Origin of the sequence: Mesorhizobium sp. M4B.F.Ca.ET.143.01.1.1 (assembly GCF_004792275.1) — a bacterium.
In the GTDB taxonomy this organism is placed as follows: Bacteria; Pseudomonadota; Alphaproteobacteria; order Rhizobiales; family Rhizobiaceae; genus Mesorhizobium; species Mesorhizobium abyssinicae.
In genome coordinates this window covers 87,538-105,361 of the sequence record NZ_SRSR01000015.1, presented here as the reverse complement: position 1 = coordinate 105,361, position 17,824 = coordinate 87,538, and the positions used below count along the sequence as shown (strand labels likewise).

16 protein-coding genes are annotated in these 17,824 nt (G+C 58.5%); 5 read left to right on the top strand and 11 right to left on the bottom strand.

Annotation, left to right across the window (positions count from 1 at the left end; all coding sequences use genetic code 11):
• Positions 1 to 665: 665 nt before the first annotated feature.
• Genes EN786_RS28385 through EN786_RS28375 form a run of 3 tightly spaced genes read left to right on the top strand, consistent with a single transcriptional unit; the run spans position 666 to position 3,986 of the window.
• Complete coding sequence (locus EN786_RS28385) at positions 666 to 1,067, top strand: MobC family plasmid mobilization relaxosome protein (RefSeq protein ID WP_128346870.1); 402 nt, start codon at positions 666 to 668, stop codon at positions 1,065 to 1,067.
• Positions 1,068 to 3,767 (top strand): conjugal transfer protein TraA, encoded by a 2,700-nt coding sequence (locus EN786_RS28380; RefSeq protein WP_135909122.1) that lies wholly within the window; start codon positions 1,068 to 1,070, stop codon positions 3,765 to 3,767.
• 9 nt (positions 3,768 to 3,776) lie between these two features.
• Positions 3,777 to 3,986 (top strand): hypothetical protein, encoded by a 210-nt coding sequence (locus EN786_RS28375; RefSeq protein WP_128346977.1) that lies wholly within the window; start codon positions 3,777 to 3,779, stop codon positions 3,984 to 3,986.
• 160 nt (positions 3,987 to 4,146) lie between these two features.
• Here the strand turns inward: EN786_RS28375 and EN786_RS28370 are convergent, their stop codons facing one another.
• The 3 genes from EN786_RS28370 to EN786_RS28360 form a co-directional block, all read right to left on the bottom strand.
• Entirely contained in the window at positions 4,147 to 4,971 is an 825-nt protein-coding gene (locus tag EN786_RS28370) for a hypothetical protein (RefSeq protein WP_128346975.1), read from the bottom strand.
• 29 nt (positions 4,972 to 5,000) lie between these two features.
• Positions 5,001 to 5,522: a MerR family transcriptional regulator gene (locus EN786_RS28365; protein WP_128346976.1), complete on the bottom strand. Its 522-nt coding sequence runs from the start codon at positions 5,520 to 5,522 to the stop codon at positions 5,001 to 5,003.
• A 317-nt stretch (positions 5,523 to 5,839) separates the two neighbouring features.
• Positions 5,840 to 6,418 (bottom strand): hypothetical protein, encoded by a 579-nt coding sequence (locus EN786_RS28360; protein WP_135909121.1) that lies wholly within the window; start codon positions 6,416 to 6,418, stop codon positions 5,840 to 5,842.
• 984 nt (positions 6,419 to 7,402) lie between these two features.
• Between EN786_RS28360 and EN786_RS28355 the strand changes: the two genes are divergently transcribed.
• Both EN786_RS28355 and EN786_RS28350 read left to right on the top strand, forming a co-directional pair.
• A complete protein-coding gene (locus EN786_RS28355; RefSeq protein ID WP_135909120.1) occupies positions 7,403 to 7,969 on the top strand; it encodes an RNA polymerase sigma factor in 567 nt (188 codons plus the stop codon).
• 35 nt (positions 7,970 to 8,004) lie between these two features.
• A complete protein-coding gene (locus tag EN786_RS28350) occupies positions 8,005 to 8,529 on the top strand; it encodes a hypothetical protein (RefSeq protein WP_245493558.1) in 525 nt (174 codons plus the stop codon).
• A 336-nt stretch (positions 8,530 to 8,865) separates the two neighbouring features.
• Here EN786_RS28350 and EN786_RS28345 read toward each other — a convergent pair whose 3' ends face one another.
• From EN786_RS28345 to EN786_RS28310, 8 genes are all read right to left on the bottom strand, one after another.
• Entirely contained in the window at positions 8,866 to 9,300 is a 435-nt protein-coding gene (locus EN786_RS28345) for a hypothetical protein (protein ID WP_135909119.1), read from the bottom strand.
• A 645-nt stretch (positions 9,301 to 9,945) separates the two neighbouring features.
• On the bottom strand, positions 9,946 to 10,437 hold the full coding sequence (locus EN786_RS28340) for a hypothetical protein (RefSeq protein ID WP_128347035.1): 492 nt from the start codon (positions 10,435 to 10,437) through the stop codon (positions 9,946 to 9,948).
• Between the two features lie 465 nt (positions 10,438 to 10,902).
• The gene (locus tag EN786_RS28335; protein ID WP_135909117.1) at positions 10,903 to 12,999 is read right to left on the bottom strand and encodes a type IV secretory system conjugative DNA transfer family protein; all 2,097 of its coding nucleotides are present in this window, start codon (positions 12,997 to 12,999) and stop codon (positions 10,903 to 10,905) included.
• Positions 12,996 to 14,024: a P-type DNA transfer ATPase VirB11 gene (gene virB11 / locus EN786_RS28330; RefSeq protein WP_128347037.1), complete on the bottom strand. Its 1,029-nt coding sequence runs from the start codon at positions 14,022 to 14,024 to the stop codon at positions 12,996 to 12,998. Before virB11 ends, EN786_RS28335 begins: the two co-directional genes overlap by 4 nt.
• Complete coding sequence (gene virB10 / locus EN786_RS28325; protein ID WP_135909115.1) at positions 14,005 to 15,225, bottom strand: type IV secretion system protein VirB10; 1,221 nt, start codon at positions 15,223 to 15,225, stop codon at positions 14,005 to 14,007. The genes virB11 and virB10 overlap by 20 nt, the downstream gene beginning before the upstream one ends.
• Positions 15,222 to 16,034, bottom strand: coding sequence for a TrbG/VirB9 family P-type conjugative transfer protein (locus EN786_RS28320; protein ID WP_128346905.1), 813 nt, complete (start codon positions 16,032 to 16,034; stop codon positions 15,222 to 15,224). The genes virB10 and EN786_RS28320 overlap by 4 nt, the downstream gene beginning before the upstream one ends.
• Entirely contained in the window at positions 16,031 to 16,747 is a 717-nt protein-coding gene (locus tag EN786_RS28315) for a type IV secretion system protein (RefSeq protein WP_128346904.1), read from the bottom strand. Before EN786_RS28315 ends, EN786_RS28320 begins: the two co-directional genes overlap by 4 nt.
• 35 nt (positions 16,748 to 16,782) lie before the next feature.
• Positions 16,783 to 17,814 (bottom strand): type IV secretion system protein, encoded by a 1,032-nt coding sequence (locus EN786_RS28310; protein WP_128346906.1) that lies wholly within the window; start codon positions 17,812 to 17,814, stop codon positions 16,783 to 16,785.
• Between the last annotated feature and the right edge of the window lie 10 nt (positions 17,815 to 17,824).

Genomic DNA, 17,824 nt, shown 5'->3' with positions numbered 1-17,824 from the left:
AAAGCTTGAACGCGGCAGGCCGTCGCCACGCTCATGCATCCTCTTGGGCAACAGCATTTCCTAACGAAGTGAGTGCTTGGTTTCGCAAGGCGTTTTACACGATGCGATCCAAGCCTCACTGATGTGATACTTCAACCACATCTTACTTTCACATCATAACGTCATGGCATGTGAACACATCGTGTGAACAAGTCGTGTGAAATGGTGGCGTTGAGCAAACCCTGGTGCCCTCGCCAGTCGACGCAATTTTCCCTCGTTTAGCCAAGAGGCCGTCAGCGCCGCCGCAGGCCTTCCGTTTCCTTTGTGGTGAACCCCGGAGCCGCGCGAAGGCCGTCTGTGACGCTCGCACGCAGTCCGCCAGGGCGAAGAGCGGAGCGTCCCTTGCGGACGAGTACGAGGGGCACACAAAGGCCGACAAAGCGGTCCTGGAGGTGAACCCTGGAGAGCGTTTTAGCGTTTGAAAGGGCAGGGACGGAGGCCATGCCCATCGTTTCGATGTGGACGAGCGAAATGTGGGCCGCTCGAAAAGTTGGTTTTGATGAATTCGAATTTCACGTCTATTGATGATGGCAGGATACGGAAAAATGTGCGACATTTTTCCCGACGATCGAGGAACCAGCCCTCGATGCCTGCCGCAAGCGCCAGAGAGAGGGGCCCAAGGCCAAATGGACGACGCGAAATTCGAGGTCCGGCTCGCGCCGGACCGGAAGGGTCGGATGGTGCATGCCCGCGTCAGTGCGGACGAATATGCGGCGATCGAAAAGGCCGCGAAGGCGGCCGACATGACGGTTTCGGGATTTTTCCGGTCGCTGATCCTCGAAGGCGCCGGCGTACGACCGATCCTGACTAAGGATGATCGGCTCGTCATGGCGCTGCTGCTGGAGGACATGCGGGCGATCGGCGTGAACCTGAACCAGGTGGCGCGATCGATTAACAGCGGCAAGAGCGTTCACCCGAGCGAGCTCGACATCAATCTAGGCAACGTGCAGCGCGTCCAAGCGGCCGTTTTGACGGAGTTGCGATCGCTATCGAAACGTGCTGGTCACAAGCGGCGAGGGGAGGCGTAGTTGGAAATTTTCTTCGGCGCCTTCACCAGCGAATGGGAGCAGCGGCGCGCGGCGTTGCTGCATGAATTGTCGCTTGGTGGAAAGCGGCGGTCGGCCGAGGAAGAAATGCGCCGGCGGCTGAAGGCCCTGGCCGCGCTGGGCGGCGACGGTGGTGCTGGTCCCGGTGGCAGCGGTGACAGCCGGCCGAAAATGCGGCGGGCGGCCGCCAAGCCGATCTTCGCGGCCGAGACGCGGGCAGCAGTGGGGTCCCGTCCAATTGAAGCGCGGCTAGCGGCAGTTGCCCTGGGCAGCCAGCCCGCAGTTGTCAAAATGGCATCCTATGGCGCCGGCGCGAGGGTAGGGGCGATGCTGAACTATGTGTCGCGCGGCGGCGACCTCGCCGTCGAGAACGAGAACGGCGAGCGCATCAGTAGCCGCGAGGATCTGGCGCGGTTGCGGGGCGACTGGAACCATCTTTTCCAGAACCGCGCAGAGAGCCGCGATATCGGCAGCTTCACCGTAGAGATTGCGACTGCGGCGGTTTCGTCAGACGAGGCGATGCATGAGCTGGTCAGGAACAATTTGACGAGCGCGTTCGGCGATCGACGCTATGCTTATGCGGTCACGCGCCAGGCCGACGGCGCGCTGACGGTTCAAGGAGCAGTCGTGCTCAGAAGCGGGCAGGGAGAGCGGCTGACTGGCGACGACAAGGCCTCCAGCATCATTCAGGCGCGATATGACGCGAGTGCGGCCGCGCAGGATGCGGCTGCGCGGTTCTCGTTCCAGGGCTACGGCAACGGTGTGGAGCATGGCGCCAGCAGATTGCGGAGCCTGGTCGAACGTCATGACGGCAACGTTCGCGACGACCGCGGCCAAGTCCTCGGTGACGAAAAACATGCTGGCGACCTGGTGCAAAAGGAATGGCGCGGTGATCTGCACAGCCGCAAGGGCCGCGACGTGATGCACCTGATCATGTCGGCCCGGGCCGGTACGAATGTCGAGGCGTTTGAAAACGCTGCACGCGACTTCCTTGCCGAGCAGTTCGCCGGCCATCGCTATGTGTTTGCCATGCATGATCCGGCCAATGATCCGAAGGAAGAAGGGGATGGGGGCAAGCGGCCCCATGTCCATGCGCACGCGATTATCACGATGCGATCGGAATCGGGCGATCGGATCGAGACGACCCCTCAGGTGTTTCGGGAGTGGCGGGCCACGATGGCGCAGATGGCCCGGGCGCAGGGAATAGCGATGGAGATGACCGATCGTCGCGAGTTCGCCAGTCCGCCCGCCTTTACCCGCAATCAGGTGAGGCCGGTGAGCAGGGAAGGGCGGACCGAGCACGTCGGGACCAGCGAGGCGGCACAGGGACGGTACGACGCCAAGCGGGGCGGCCGGAGAAGTCTGGCGAAGGCCGAAAGAAGCCGGGAGTATGCCATAAAGGCAACGCAGAGTTGGCTGAAAATCGCGCTCGCCAGCGGTGATCAATGGATCGTCGCCTACGCAGAACAGCAGCGGGACCAATTGACAGCAAGCCTTTCAGCAGGTCAGGCGGAAGCTACACCAAATGTGGTGCATGCAGATTTCGGCTCAAAATTCCGCGCCAATCTGGTAACATTGCAAAAGCTCGTATTGGAGGGTCAGGACGTGCGCGAAACATCCAGGGCTGAATTTGAGACTTATGAAAAGCAGGTCGAAAAGGCGCTGTTCAAGCTTGAAAGAAGTGTTGGACCTGATGACCGGAACGATTTTGATGAGGTTGCCAACCTGGCGCGTGATCACGTCAATCAGCGTCGCGACCTAATGGCGCTGCATGAGCAGCGAAACGAGGCGATGGAAGGGCAGGGCAGGGAAGAGATGCTTCCCACCGCTGAGCGCGACGTTGAAGCGGAGCAGTTGAACGCCGCGATCGCCAAGCATGGCGCGGCGGCCGTTGAGGCCGCGAATGAAGTGCTGATCGAGATCGAAGCCAGGGCAAACATGCTGGTCGACCTGGAAAAGGTCGAACCGGAGCAGGACTCTGAAACCGGCAGTTATCGCTATCGTGAGGTGAGCGAAGAGGAGCGGCAGGAGACCGACCGGATGAGACAGCGGGGCGAACAAGCGTTGGAAGAGGCGATCGGCCGCGCGGCGCAGCTCGCGATCGAGGGCAACACCTATATACGTGAAGTGGCCGAGCGAGACGATCCTGACCTCATGCGCGCCATCGAGGAGGCCGAGAAGAATGACGCCGCGCGGCCGGAAAAATCGCCGCAACGAGGGCAAAATGCCATCCTTCAATCGGATCAGTCACTGCGGGAGTTTGCCAACAGAGTGACACGCGCCGACAATGAATATTATTTCCGCCGCTCGCAAGAGCCCGACCGTGAAAAGCCATGGCCGAGTAAAGAGGAGGTGGAGGCGGAGGACCGCGCGCGGTCGGAAGGGGAGAAGGACAAGACGCCGGCGAATGTCGACGCCACAGGAGAACAGCAACGCGATCTTCGCCATGATGCAGAGCGACCAACGAACGAGCCGGACGCCCGAGAGGCGCACGAACTCGCATCAACGGAAGACGCTACAAATCGCCTTCAGGATCGGCTAAACAAGGAGAAGGAAGCAACACAGCGCGGCGGAGAGACGACGCGCACCGACCCAGCACAGCAGCATATACCGCGGCTTGAAGAGCTGGAGCGCGAGGAAATTGAACGGAAGGAACGAGACCGCGACGATCGCGAGCGTTAAGTGAGCACGATGCTGAACAACCGGCAGGACTATGTAATCCAGACCAACGACCCGAAGGGCGATGAAGGCTTCGGCAAGGGTCTTGGCGTGGTCATCTGCTTTGTTTTCGCGCTTGGCGTGATCCAGATCGCTTATGAGACGGTTGTCGGCTGGTATCACTCGATTGTGCAGTGGGGCGGCGAGACCGCCGCGTTCATCGCCAGCTTTTGGCCGTTCTAGGGGTCGGAACAAGAGCTGCTCCAAATCGTACGTTAAGCCCGAACGGGGACGTGAACCTTCATCGCGGATCCGCATGATGGTCTGCCGGCTGGTCGCGAATTTCCTGGATAAAGACGACACGCTGATCCCCATCGCGAGATCGTCACGTACATCTTGTCTATTATCCTCCGGCGAGGACATCGAGAGCGGTGTCGAAAATTTGCTGATCGACGTGCCCCGCGCCCGGGACTGTCCGAAGCGTCCAGGCAAGAGGGTCTCCAAGGCGATCTGCGATCCGCTTACAGAGATCAAAATGCCAAAGACCCCGGGCCAGGCGATGTGGTCCTTGTGTTAATGCTTCTTTGTCGCGAGGCAGATCGAATGCGGTGCTGTCGGAATCCGCTTCTCCCAGCAATATCGTCAGTTTCCTGGCGAAATACCGACGCAACGAGGCTTGATCGAGATCGAGTCCACCCAAGCCGCTCGGATATTCGACATCGAGATCCGGCAGCATGTAAATGCCGCTGTTAGATGCGACAGCTCGTTTAACAGCCGTTGCGTCCGTCAGTGCCAGATACCTCAAGACGAACTGCGAGCCGGCAGAGTTGCCGAACATTCCAAACGTCGTGCGTTCAGATCCAACCCCGTCGCACACATGCCGGAACAACCGGTCGACAATTCCAAAGGACCAACGGTCTCGAGTTGCGACGGCTGCGTCCGGCCCCGATCTCACGTTTCCATAGTTATAGGCATAGACGTCCGGAAATGCCTCGCTGTCGAATTCGGGCACCAGAACGATCATCCCGTGCTGGTCCGCCTGTCTGACCAGCACATCCCGGAAGTCTGATGCCGCGCGATCGAGCCCATGCATGGCGATGACAATGCGGGCGTTTTGAGCGCCAGATGTTGGTCGAAAATAGAATACCCGCATTGACTGCCGAGTGCCTGCCGCGGGATCGGAGAACTGGAAGCTTCCCCTGCCGGCATCCATCTGGAAATTGTTCATGATACCCCCTCTGCATTCAATCTGCGGTATCAGACAATCTTGCCAGCTTCGGTACCAAGCTCGTCCGTGTCTGCGGGCACCGCAAAGGCGGTGCGAACCGCATTGACTGCGAGCGCCAGCTTCTCCGGCGGTGGCAGGCGAACGGGATGGTCGATCAGAAGACAGATGCCGTCGGCAACACGGATTCTGGTGACCAGTTCGGTAGCCGGCGGGGTCCCCATTCCCGCGATGATTTTTTGAAATTCGGCCGATTGGGCGCTGAAATTGCCCCAGGCGCTTTCGGCTTCCTCGATCGGGATGCCGCGTTTTGCCAGAAGATTTTCTATGGATTGGCGGTGTGTCCGGATGTCGGCGTGGCCCATTCCACCGTCTTGCAGCATCCGCACGCATCTCAGTTGCGCCAAATGGTGATTGTCGAAATGGCTTCCCCGGCCTCGACCAGCCGGTGGGTCTATAAGCTTCTCGCGCACGTAGTATCGTACGGTTCGCTCGGAGACGCCCGTCAGTTGGGCGAGCTGAGCGGCGTTGTAATAGTGGTTTGTAGTGGGCATGCCATTTTAGTGACAGTCCACTGTCTAATTGTCAACTGTCACGTTATGCCGAAGTGGCGCAGCATCGGCACTGGGCTCACCTTAGCGTACGGTTTCGAGCAGCTCTTGTTCTCACCCCTTCTAGAGGAAGCTGGCCGCCAGGAAGCTCTTAAGTGTAGCGGACCGCAAACGAAATGCGGCGAAACCGCAAACATCGGCTATTTTCGGACCACATTAAGTGCGAATATCCGGGCGGCTTCGACCGGATAATCCACGAATGAAACCACATTATTTGCGACCGGGCTGCAAACATCGCGGCTCGACCGGAATAACTGCGACTATGCGCCAGCGCGGTTCAGCGTGGCGACGTTGTTCACCAGATCGAGATAGTCCGGATTGTCCCGGCAGGCCCAGTTCATCAGTGTTCCTTCCGGTGCCGGATTGCGCGCGAAAGCGCGCACGCCTTGCTCATATTCGTGATGGGAGGTCGTGGCAGCCTGCATCGCCGGCAGGTTGTCGCGCATGCCCGCGATATTGTGCGCATCGATCTCGGAGCGGAAAGCAGTAACCTGGCCGCTGGGATTGAGAGCGAAGAAGAAATAGTCTCCACTCGCGATCATGGTCGTCAGGATGATTTGCACCATCGGCAGCGCCGGATTGACCAATGCTTGATAGAGCGCATGACCGTAGAAGCGGAAGACGAATTGCGCCAACACGGCCTGGCTGGTGCCATATAGCGCGTGGCCGAACTGAAACCCTTGGTCCGTGATATGGCGCGGTATGGCCTCCTTCGGGCGCATCGCCAGAAAGCCAGTCTCTTTGCCGTCTACCGCGACCATGCCGAGCGCAAAGCAGGGCGGCTCGGCCGCCGAGAAATCCACCATGAACGCGCGATTGAGGGTGAGCTGCGGCAGCATCGGGTACCATTCCTCATATGTCCGGCCGGAGAGCGGGGCGCCACCATATCTGCGAATGCCTGTGCCTGCCAAACGGTCGTTTCCAACACACCGTTCCGGCATGAATTTTCCCACCGAAGTTGTGACTTTGATCGTTATTTGGCACTGACTATCAGCGCTAATTGGCACTTGCTGATGGTAGCAAAGGGAGCGGTTTCTGGCTGATCAAGATGTGAGCGCGGACGGTAAAGCGTAGCGGCGCAGCACAACGTCTCTGACAACAGATTGGAGAGAGGGGTTGTCATAGAGACCCGCCGTGACCACCACCGTCAGGTCCAAGCTCGGGACGCCTAACTCTCGCCACACCCGCCCGCCAGATTGGCCGACATGATGATAGGCGCGTACATAGCCGTCGGCATCATGGTCGGATTGGTGTTAGGCGAAATTCTCTTTGACAGCATGGCGGTCGGAATGGCGGTCGGGTTGGGGTTTGGCGCTGGACTCGGCGGCTTTCATTCTCGGCGATCACGGTAAAGTTCACTCGTTGTAGCTGCTGTCCTATCTGGGAGCGCGGCGGCCCGGATTCTGGCTGCGAGGTGTCGCAAAAGTCAGTCGCGCAACCCTGACTTTCGCACCTGACTTTTGCGACAGGTTTTTTGTGACTTTGATCGTTATTTGGCACTGATCAAAGTCACACCGAAGTCGCTCGACAAATTCGTCTCGCATCCCTGTCCGAATTTCAACGTCTTGCTTTCAGGGAAAGAGACTGGTTTCCAGACACTCGCATCCTCTTGAATTATCTGTAGCGGCTTGAGATCCGCGCTTGGGCGCGAGATCATCGCGTTTTCGGCTCGGATTATTTGCGACTACCGAAGCGCCTCGGCTCACTTTAAATGAGAATGGGCGAACCGCGATCATCGCGCGTGGCCAACATCTTGCGCTCGGGAATGAGCGCCGGCTTCGGGCCGCGTGTAAGAAGTTCCGCCTCGGCACGACTATCTGAAGATGACCATGGTGCGCCAAGGTAAGAGAGGCGAGGCCGAGCCGGCTGTGCCAGAAGACGTCGATCAACGCTACACGCTTGCGGTGGAACTGCTGGGCGGCGCGCTGGCGCGGCTGGCGGCGGGATATGAATCCGATCCCGCCGAGCGGCAGGATCTTGTGCAGGACATCCATCTTCAGGTCTGGCGCAGCCTGAGGTCTTTCGACGGACGCTGCTCGCTGCGCACCTGGGTCTATCGCGTGGCACACAACGTGGCCGCCGATCATGTCGGGCGAGCCCGACGCCGGAAAGGCATGATCAGCCTCGATCAGTGCGCGGCAGAGATTGCTGCGGACCCGCGTCCCACTCCGGAGATGGAGGTCTCAGACAAGCTGGCGCTGGCGCAGATCCACGCAATGCTCCACCGCCTGCAGCCGATCGACCGGCAAGTGATGATCCTCTACCTGGAAGACGAGAGCGCCGTAACCATCGCCGAGGTCTCCGGTCTTTCAGCAGGCGCCGTGGCGACCCGCATCAGCCGCATCAAACGCCTTCTGGCTGGCCAGCTCAATCTGGAGGCAACGCCATGAGCGACCGATCCCGACATTCATGGAAGGAACAGCCCGTGACGACCGCGGTCATCAGTCTCGACGAGATCAAGAAGCGACATGCCGCTCTGAGCCGGACCATAAGGCGTCGCAACACCTTGGAATATGTCGCCGGAGGTATAGCCGCAGCATTTCTGCTGGTCATGAGCGTAGTGACCTTCCTCGCCGCCCGCACCGTAGCTCATTGGGTGCTGGCGGCAGGATTTGCGACGCTGGCGCTCGGCATGGTGATCGTGGGGCTGCAGATCTTCAGGAAGAGCACGCGCGCCGGCGCCGATATGGCGGCAAGCGGGATAGACCATCTGATGCTGCGGTTGGAGCGGGAGCGCGACCTTCTTCGCTCCGCCTGGGCCTGGTATGTCGGGCCGATGGTGCCCGGGTTCGTCGTGAGTTATCTCGGATACTGGATGGCAAATCCCGAGCGTCCGATCTTTGCGCTTGTCGGAGGAGGTCTGACCTTCGCCTTGGCCGTTTTTGTCGTCATACTGAACCGCCGCGCAGCTCGGCAGATCGAGTCCGAAATCCGTAGCCTGAGGGAATGATCTGCACTTTGATCATGAGGCAGAACGATCCGTTGGAGGCTCCGGGCCGGTCAGTCGAAGGTGCCGTTCTCTTTTCAAGGGAGAACACCTTCAGCCCGTACCACGAGCTCTGGTCGCTCGGTCCCCTCCAGATTTTCGGCTGGATAATGTCGAACGCACGTTCGGCTGATGTCCGCGAAAGAATGCGCAGCCCGACCAGATTGGCGAATTGTAGGCCGCGGTCGTCTTTCACTTACATGGCCGTCGTGCCTTGCCGGAACGCTGGAACCACTCATGTTTACAGAAACGATAGCGCCACGCCGCGATCGCGTCCCGCTGGCGGCCGGGCACTTCGGCTCACCGACGCTTGCCCGGTTTGCGCGCATCATGTTCAAGCCACTCTGCAACTGTCCATCTATGAGGCGCAATCGGCTTCTTGCCTGCGAGCGCCATCCACTTCACGAGAGTCCGCCAATCTGCAGCGTTAAAGCCGATACAGGCAAAATTGCTACGCGAAAATTCTAGCGCCTCGATGTCATCCGGTGTGAAATCCGCTTTCCCGTAGAACTCAGCGAGCATTGCTCGCAATCTTGGCTCCAATTGCAATGGATTGGGCTGATCCGGGCGACGATCAGCCTCGGCCAACTCCCGTCGCCGCAGCTCTCGCTTTTCCTCACGTTCGAAAACCTGGCGCACTCTTGGTTGAGAAATACCAAAATCCCTTGCGATGGCTGCAAATGTTTCGCCAGCGCGTCGCCGCTCCAAAATCTCTTGGTTTCGTCCTTCGGCCATCGAAACGTCGAACCTCCAATAATGCAGCCCTCACAGAGGACCTCGTCGCCGGCGGTGGACAATACGGCGCGTGCGCATAAGCAAGTTCCCTCAAAATCTGCCCCTTTCGGGCTGTGCGCTGGCGGAGAATGCTTCTCTAGAAGGGCTGGCACTGTCGTACTTTAAAAGTCCGGCGAGACTGAGAAGCAGCCGATCGAGACTTCAAGCCATGGGTTTTTGAACGATGGTTTACGCGGCAATACAATGTCAAGATGATCTACATCCCTGAGTGCCATGAAGGAGCCTTGGGCAACGGTCTGACCTCGGCGCGATGCACTCCACCCGGGCGATGTGGCCGCGTCCCCGGCATCCGATGCGACACCGGTCGACGGCTTTGCCCGAACGACGTACTGCATTCTCATACAGCCACATGCGGATGATCCTTGTCGAGAACGCATAGCGATGCGCAACACGGTGCGTCGCACCAGTCCTTCGAGCGCAAATTGCGCGCACTCGGCCGGCGCCGTGATCCTCAGCTTGATCCGATCTTCTCGCCATTGAGGCTTAAAGTCATCCGACGCGTGTGCACTCCAGCAGATGCCAGCCAGCGCGCCTCCCACGATAGCAATGCGCCCTATGAATGAAGAGAACCACCCACAAACCATGTTAAGCGCCCGGACGTTCTATGTCGTTGCTATAGTCGAACCGACTATCTGATCGCCGATATCGGGATTTGCCCGGCTCAAATTCGACATCGGTTCGCAAAATCCGCGACGACGTTTTGTCAACCCACATCTTCACCGTGCCGCGCTCGCCTTCAACGTCACGCGAATATGTCCAGACCGTGGCGGCAACACCATCGATCACCTCCTGGTCAGCACGCTTGCAGTTCGAAATTTCGTTGCCGCGCATCTGTATCCAATCGTTGGGGCGTTTATCCTCGACCCAAGCAGCGTTGCCCTGCTTTCTGTATCGGCGATCATCGATGAGCCGCCATTCGCGCTGTACCTCTCCACCGTCGCTCAACTGCAATACCTGCCTCATTCGAACGCGCGCGGCTTCCATTGTTTGAGAAGCCGCATCCCGTATCGCCGTACAGGCTTCTGGCCCCGCGGCAATCACGTTCGTCGGTTGAAGCCCTGCGAGGAGCAATCCCAAGAGCAATGATCGTCCGCAGTTTGCCATCTCTCACCTGCCTTAGTCGGACTTGATCGGCGACAACCTGCGCGAGAATAACCGGAGGATCAAGGCTTTTGCGGTGGGGAACTGCGCTCAGTCTCACACTCTGGCGTCTGGTCTCAGCAATGTGAGCGCGTCGCGGACAGTTCGAGCCCATTCTCATTTAATCTGAGCCGAGCCGGATTTATGTTCTCAAATAATCTGAGCCAGAAATCGCGATGATCTCGCGCCCAAGCGCCGATGATCTCAAGCCGATACAATTATCGGGAGAATTCTCATTCTCACATAATGTGGTCGAGACCCGATGATTGCAGCTCGTTCTCATTTAATCTGGTCCCGTTCTCAGATATTGTGGTCCAAGCAGGCCCGATGCTCGCAAATAATTCGGTCGAGAATCCGTGGATGTTTGCAGTCCGAACGTCGGATGATTGCGGTTCGCTACACTTAAGCTTCGGCGGCCAGGCCAACGTCGACGGGATCAGGAACCGTCGCTGAAAATATATCCAGATAATTCTTTCGTTTTGTCGGGGAGCGGTCACCGAGCTTTTCGACTTTCTGCGCAACGGTCGCCTTCAGCCGTTCCGCGCTAGGTTTCAATCTCTCTTCAACCGTCTTAATGCGCTCCTCGATTGCCGCAACGTCGCGTTTCGACGTTTCGGCGCCGGCGCCGGAATCGCTCGTGGTTGGTTTTTTTCGTGCATCGATCGCCTTGCGGTTGACAACACGAGCGGAAGAACTAGCCGGCCGTCCGAAATCCGATTCCGGCTGTTTGTCGTCGGCGGTCGAGGAGGTTGCTTGCGCCTTCGCCGGTGCCAGGTCTTGGACCGTCTCGACGGTTGGCTTGCTGTCGCCTGCATACGCTTCTGTCAACGCCGGTACCGGTTTGACGGGCAGGTATTCGACGGATGGGACTTCCGGCACGTGCGCTTGTGAGAAAACCTCTGCAGCCTTGAAGGGCTGTGTCTCGAAAAATCGCAGCTTCTCACCGAAGATCGGCCGCTGGCCTTCGATGAGTAGGATCATTTTTCTTTCCGGCATCTGCCGGATTTCTTGCGGCATCATCAGATCGCGTTCGCGAATTTGTTCGACCTTCGTCCGTCGAGGCAGGCCAAAAAGCTCAATGGTACGCGATTCCGACTGATAGCGAATTGTGCGCTTGCCGAGCGCACGAGAGGCATATTCGGCCGTTGCCTGGTCGTTGGCGCCAAGCACGAGCTGATAGCCGCAATTACCAAGCAGCGAGTGGCGGGAGGTCTCGCCATAGATTTCGTCGAGGTTCTTGAGGTCCTGGATGATGAAGGCGAGTTTGATGTTGTAGCCGGCCACGTAGGGCAGCTTTGTCATGATCTCGTCCATCTTCTTCAACTGTCGGAATTCGTCGAGCAGGAAATAGACCGGCAGGGAATAGGTGTCGTGCTCTAGGGTGAGAATGTCCATGGTCTGTTGCACGAACAGCGTCAGGAGCGGGCGTAGAAGCGTGATGTCGGTGATGTTCGGCGCGAGATAGATCGAGATCGGCCGGCGCTTGAGCGCCCGCAAATCCATATCGGTTACGTTCGTAGCGGCAACGATGCGCTCGTTTTTGAAGGGCCGCATGGCCTTCTGAATATCGAGCAAGGCAGAGGCGGCTGCCCGTTCTGACAGCGCGAGATAGGCGTTGAAGCTTTCCATGGTGAATTTGGAAAGGTACGGCTCTTTCGATTTGATGAACTTCATCAGCGCCTGTAGATCGACGCCGCTGTTGAAGAACGAATTGACCTCGCCAAGATTGCGCCGGCCCTTATAGTGCGAGCTTTCCAGCACGTAGCTGATAGCGCCCGCCATCACTTGTTGCGCCGTGGCCTGCCATACGGAATTCTCGGATTCGGTGTTCTGGGGGACTAGGATGCTCGCCATGTTCTGTATATCCGTCGTCCGCGTGCCGCGCTCCTGGCGCACGAAGTCGAGCGGATTGTAGCGGTTGGTAGCTTCCGATCCCGGCGCGAATAGAAAGACCTGGCTGCCCTTGCGGCGGCGATATCCGGCCGTGGCCTTGAAGACTTCGCCCTTGAGATCGGTAACGATCATCGAGCCTTCGTGCATGAGGGCGTTGGGGATGACGTAGCCAGCACCCTTACCGGATCGAGTTGGACCGATGATGAGATGGTGACGTTCATCTTTTGAGCGGAGGATTTTGCGTCCGAGGCGGCCGAAAATGTGCCCCTGCTTGCGGAACCATCTGCCGCGTCGCAAAGCGGCAATGTCCTGAAAAGCGGCGTCACCAAGCGGGTTGCTTGGCGATTTCAAGCCAAGGTAGGCTGCCAGGCCGCCGGCGAACAGGCTCGGCAGGAGCGCAACGAGCGCGACCTGCTGCAGCGTAGGGCTGCGCTTGTAGAGCCAGAACTGTTGAACAGGCGCGAAAGGATTGGTGGTGATCGTCGTTTCGAGAATTCGGCCGTCCTTATAGACGAGCTGCAAGCCAAGTCCGTAAGCGAGGGTCCAGACGGCGAAGACGATTCCGGCGCAGAAGAGAAGATAGAAGGCCTGATAGCCCTTGTTCATGTCTCGTCTCGGGCAAAGAAGATTTCGGAAACGCCCCGTTTTCCGCCATCGCGGCGCAACTGGATAACAATTGGGATGACCATTTGAATGTAGGACATGAGATCCTGCTTGGAGTAACCCGACGACATGCCGGCTTGCTGCATCATCATGGCGAGCTGTTCATAGGCGCCCATCGGCGTGTCGGCATGCACCGTCGACATGCTGCCCGGATGGCCGGTGTTGATGGCGCGCAGGAAGGAGAAGGCTTCGGCGCCACGAATTTCACCGACGAAGAGTCGGTCCGGTCGCATCCGAAGCGACGCTTCCAACAGGTTTTGGATCGTCACGTCTGCGGTACCCTGGTCGCCCTTGGAGGCAATCAGATGCACCTTGTTCGGCTGAGGCGGAAATAGCTCGCGCGTGTCCTCGAGCGTCAGTATCCGCTCATGCGGATCGACGCTTTTCAGGCATGCGTTGAGGAATGTGGTCTTGCCCGACGAGGTGCCGCCGCTGATTAAAATCGACACGCGCTTGGTGATCGCCGTATGGATGAAATCATAGATACGGCTCGCCCGAAGGTGCGCGATCAGCTCCCGGTCGATGTCGCTCAGTCCGCCGACTGCGACCGAGACTTTATCCAGTGAGCCGCTATCGCGGTACTCCTCGAGCGTGAAATTGTTCACGACCTGCTTTCGGATCGAGATCGAGCCGCCTTCCGGCGCGGCGGGAGGCAGCACGATCTGAATACGCTCGCCAGTCGGGAGGGCCGCACTTAGAATGGGCTTGGCGCGGCTGATGAACTGGTTCGTTGCGCCGGCCACGCGCTCCCCTATATTTTCAATTTCAGAGGCCGTGAGCGGCTTAATTTCGTGAAGCTCCATATGATCGGAGCCCAGCCGTTCCACATAGACATGGCCCGGCCTGTTCACGGAGATTTCGACTACACGCGGATCGTCAAGAAAGCCGCGGATCGGTTCGAGTGCCCGATCAAGGAAGTAATAGGGATTGGTGGCCGATCGGCCCTTGTTACTGACCGCGACGTTCACGTTGTATTTCCTTCATCGCTTCTGTAACGGGATCGTCATACATGGCGCTGAAATCGAGATCCTGGCGCACGTAGACGAAGATGCGTTCGCCCTGGCTGACACTGATGGTGGGCGGGATGCGCAGATTTTCGCTCAAAGCCTGGTTAGCCATATCGCTGAACGTTTGCGCGATCGTGTCGCGCGCCAGTTCCTCGCCACGCTTGGCTTCATCATTATCTTGGCCGAAAGCTTCATCGCTTCCATAGCCGGTGAGGTAGCTAGCTCCTGCCCCGACAATTGACAGCACAATTGCGGAACCGAACCGCTCCCGCCATTTGTTGTCGACACGGCCGGTCAATCCGGAGCGGCCAAGGCTGTCGGTGCCGATGGAGTTGAGGCGAACGGACACACCGTCATCGCGGAGAAGCCTGGTCCAGATGACGAAAATGCGTTTCTGACCCCTGACAACATCGGACTGATATTCGCCGATCAGCCGGGTTCCAGTCGGAATCAGGACGCGCCGCCCGTCAAACGAATAGACATCCTGAGATGTGATCGCGCGAATTTGGCCCGGAAGATCGCTGACGATCGCGGTCTCCAGAATGCCCGGGATTAGGGTGCCTTCAGGCACCAGCGCGTCGATGCGTTTGATCTGCTTTGCCCTTGCCGACCGATCAGCCAGGCTCGACGCCGCCGCGAGGAATTTGCTGTTTCGGTCCTCGCCCGCAACACTCAAACCGTTGCCGTCGGCGCCACCGAGGCCGCCGGCGCCCTCCTCCTCGCGAGCCGTATCCAACGATATCAGCTTGGACCTATAGCGCTCCGGAAATTCTTCAGGCGGCGGCGCAGCTGCCGGGTCCGTGGGCGGTGCCTGGACGACTTCAGGCGGAGGGGGCACGTTAAATGTGGTCGTGTCGACCCTTTCCTGTACCGGCTCCGGAGGCGGCGGGATGTTGATCACGTCAGGTTTAGGTTGCGGTTCGGGCTTTTCTTCCTCGCGGACGAACGACGGTGGCCGGAACGTCGTGGTTCGGAATTCTTCGTCGCCTTCGGTTGTGCCGCGAGCTGTTTCCGTCGGCGTTGCAAGGACGAAGTAGGCTGCCACGACGCCGCCAATAAGCAAGGCTGCTCCGCCGAGGAGCGGGTTGCGCTTTGCGTTCTTGTTGCTGACGGCCGTGTCGTCGGCCAACATCATGGCCTCAAGCTCAGGTGTCCGGTTCATTTGTTGCCGCTCCTCCAGCGCTTTTTGGCGACGCGATCAGGAGCCGGACCGAGGACATCAGGATCCGGAGCGCCGAAATCAGGCTTCCGAAGGTTGAAGATGCACGTCCATTGATTGCCATCGCGCAGCGTGTATTGGGTCGCGACACCATCAAGGACGAGGTATTCCCCTTCCTTGCGGAAGTTGCGCAGTGTTTCGGAAAAATCCGACTGCACGGCGAAAATCGCCGGCACACGCCCGGTGAATTTGAAAAAGGTCTTCTTGCCGTCATCGAAAACCATCGACGGCTTCAGGTTAGCGTCACCCGAAAACGAATAGTCGATGTTGACGTTTGCCTTGTCGATGTTCGAGATATTCGGATTGGCTGCGCGGTACTCAGCTTCCTTGCGCAGCGCCGCATTGAGGTCCTTTTCCGGGTAGACAAACCTGACGCCGAAGACCTTTTTGCCGGCGGCAGGCGGATTGTCGTGAAGCTCGATGAAATAGATCCTCTTCGTCGTAACGACATTCATATTTGTGGTGACGTTCTTGGCGATCGGCTTCACAAACAGGATGTTGCCCTTCTCGGCAGGGGCAACCTGCCAACTCTCCGTATCGCCAAGCGAAATGGTCTCGAAACGTTCATCTTCATCGAAAATGATCATAGTCGAAATGCCGTAAGTCGCGTTGACAGTCACGACGTTGTTGGGCTGATAGACAACGCTCGTAACGCGACCGTCGAGGTTGCCCGGGCGTGGAGACTGAGCCGCATGGGCGTGATTCATGATCGCGGCGATGAACGCCGCCGAAAACAGGAGGTGTTTCATCATCCCTCACCTCCTGGGGTCACCGTCTCCTGGTCGCGGCGGTAGCTGAAGACCTGGAAGCCGAGGGGATTTTCAAAAAGCCACTGATTTTCAGTGGGGGTGTCGGTGTAGCGGAAACGCACGACCGAAATGTAGTGCCGCGTGATGGAATCCGTATCGGATTTTTCCGTCGTTGAGAAACGGACAAGAGCCGTCGACGGCGGTTGACTAGGATCGCTCGGCTCAGTGACCGCCACCGATTTGATGTCCACCGAAACCCGCTTGTTTTTTCCGTAGACTTTTGCGGGGTTATTCGAATTGGCGGCGCTATAAAGCTCCTGCAACTCCCGCGCGGCATCGCCGGTCGACAACAAGGCGGAAATGCCGAAGTTTTGTTCGATCTCGTAGGGGTCATAGCCTTCGCGAGCGCGGATATAGCGCACGACATTGGCCTGGGTGACCGCTTTTTGTTCGGTGAGGTTGGCAGGCCTAGTCAGACCGCTTTTGACCTCCAGATAGCCGGTATTTTTGTCGACCACGACGACATACGGTTCGAAGCTCTTCAACGGAACCAGCAGCACCAGTGCCGCGAGCGCTAGCAGCGTGATCGCCCCGAAAATGATCGTCACGAACCAGGCGAGTCCGCGCGATCGCTTGGCCTTTTTTGCGATCTCATATTCCCAACGATCGCCGTCTTGGAAATAGGTCCGTAGTGCGGTCTCTTTTGAATCTGACATTTTCGATCTAGCCCTTAGTTACTCTCAAAAGCACCTCAGCGCGGCATGCTGTTGTTGCTTATTCGGTTCTGCATCGCCGCCCTGGCGTTGGCGTCGCGGATGTTGCTGAGCATGCCGGCATGTGTGCGATCGCGAGCCTGCATGCCGGCAGTGCCGACGAAGCCGGCAGCCCCGCGCGCGACATCGACGGCTTTCATCGACGCGGTCACTCCGCTGAAGCGTCCAACAGCCCGCGCCACATTGCCAATGCCGGCGGCGACGCCACCGACAATGCCCTGCGCGAGAACCTGAATATTGATGAGGACGAACGCGCCGGCGCAGCACAGCAGCAGGAACGCCGAGATATCGCTGAGCTGAAGCCGGCGTTGACTGGCCGCGTTGGAGACTTTGGTCAGCTCAGGGTCCATCGCAGCGATCAGGAAAGCGGCCACGACATAGACGAAAAGCGGGATGAGCGCGTAGAGAAGCACCTGTTGGAACCACGAAACTCCGAGATTTCGCGTCTGCTCGAATAGCATGCAGGCGATGAAGATTGGTGCCGTGCCGATCAGCACCCACATCATAACCTTTGCTAGTAGCAGGATCGCCAGTGCGACGGCGATGAAGACGGCGACGCAAAGCATGATCAGGAAGCCGACCATCGACGGCAAGACCGAGAAATAGCCCGACTGTTCCGCAAACGCGGATGCCGCTTCATTGGCGGTGCGCCAGATCATGGAAAGGCCGTTTGTTGGCTCGGTTATGCCGGTGCCTGTGGCGGTCAGGATCGCGCGGCCTACGTCTTCGGGCGTGTCGTTCAGCCAGGAATAGAAGAACGTGTTGAAATGGCTCCACTGGCTGATGAGGATCAGGATCACCATCATGCGAACGATGCGGCCGATGACATCGGCCACGCTGACCCGCGACGTTCCCATGAAGAGTTGGAGGCCGTAATAGGCGACATAGGCGAGAAACATGATGTTGAGCAGCGGCATGATCTCGCCGCTGACAATGCCGTATGCACGTTCAGAAAAATTCGCCCCTGACTGCTCAATCCTGTCTAGCAGATCGCCCAAGAAGTCCTGCATTTTTGCCCAC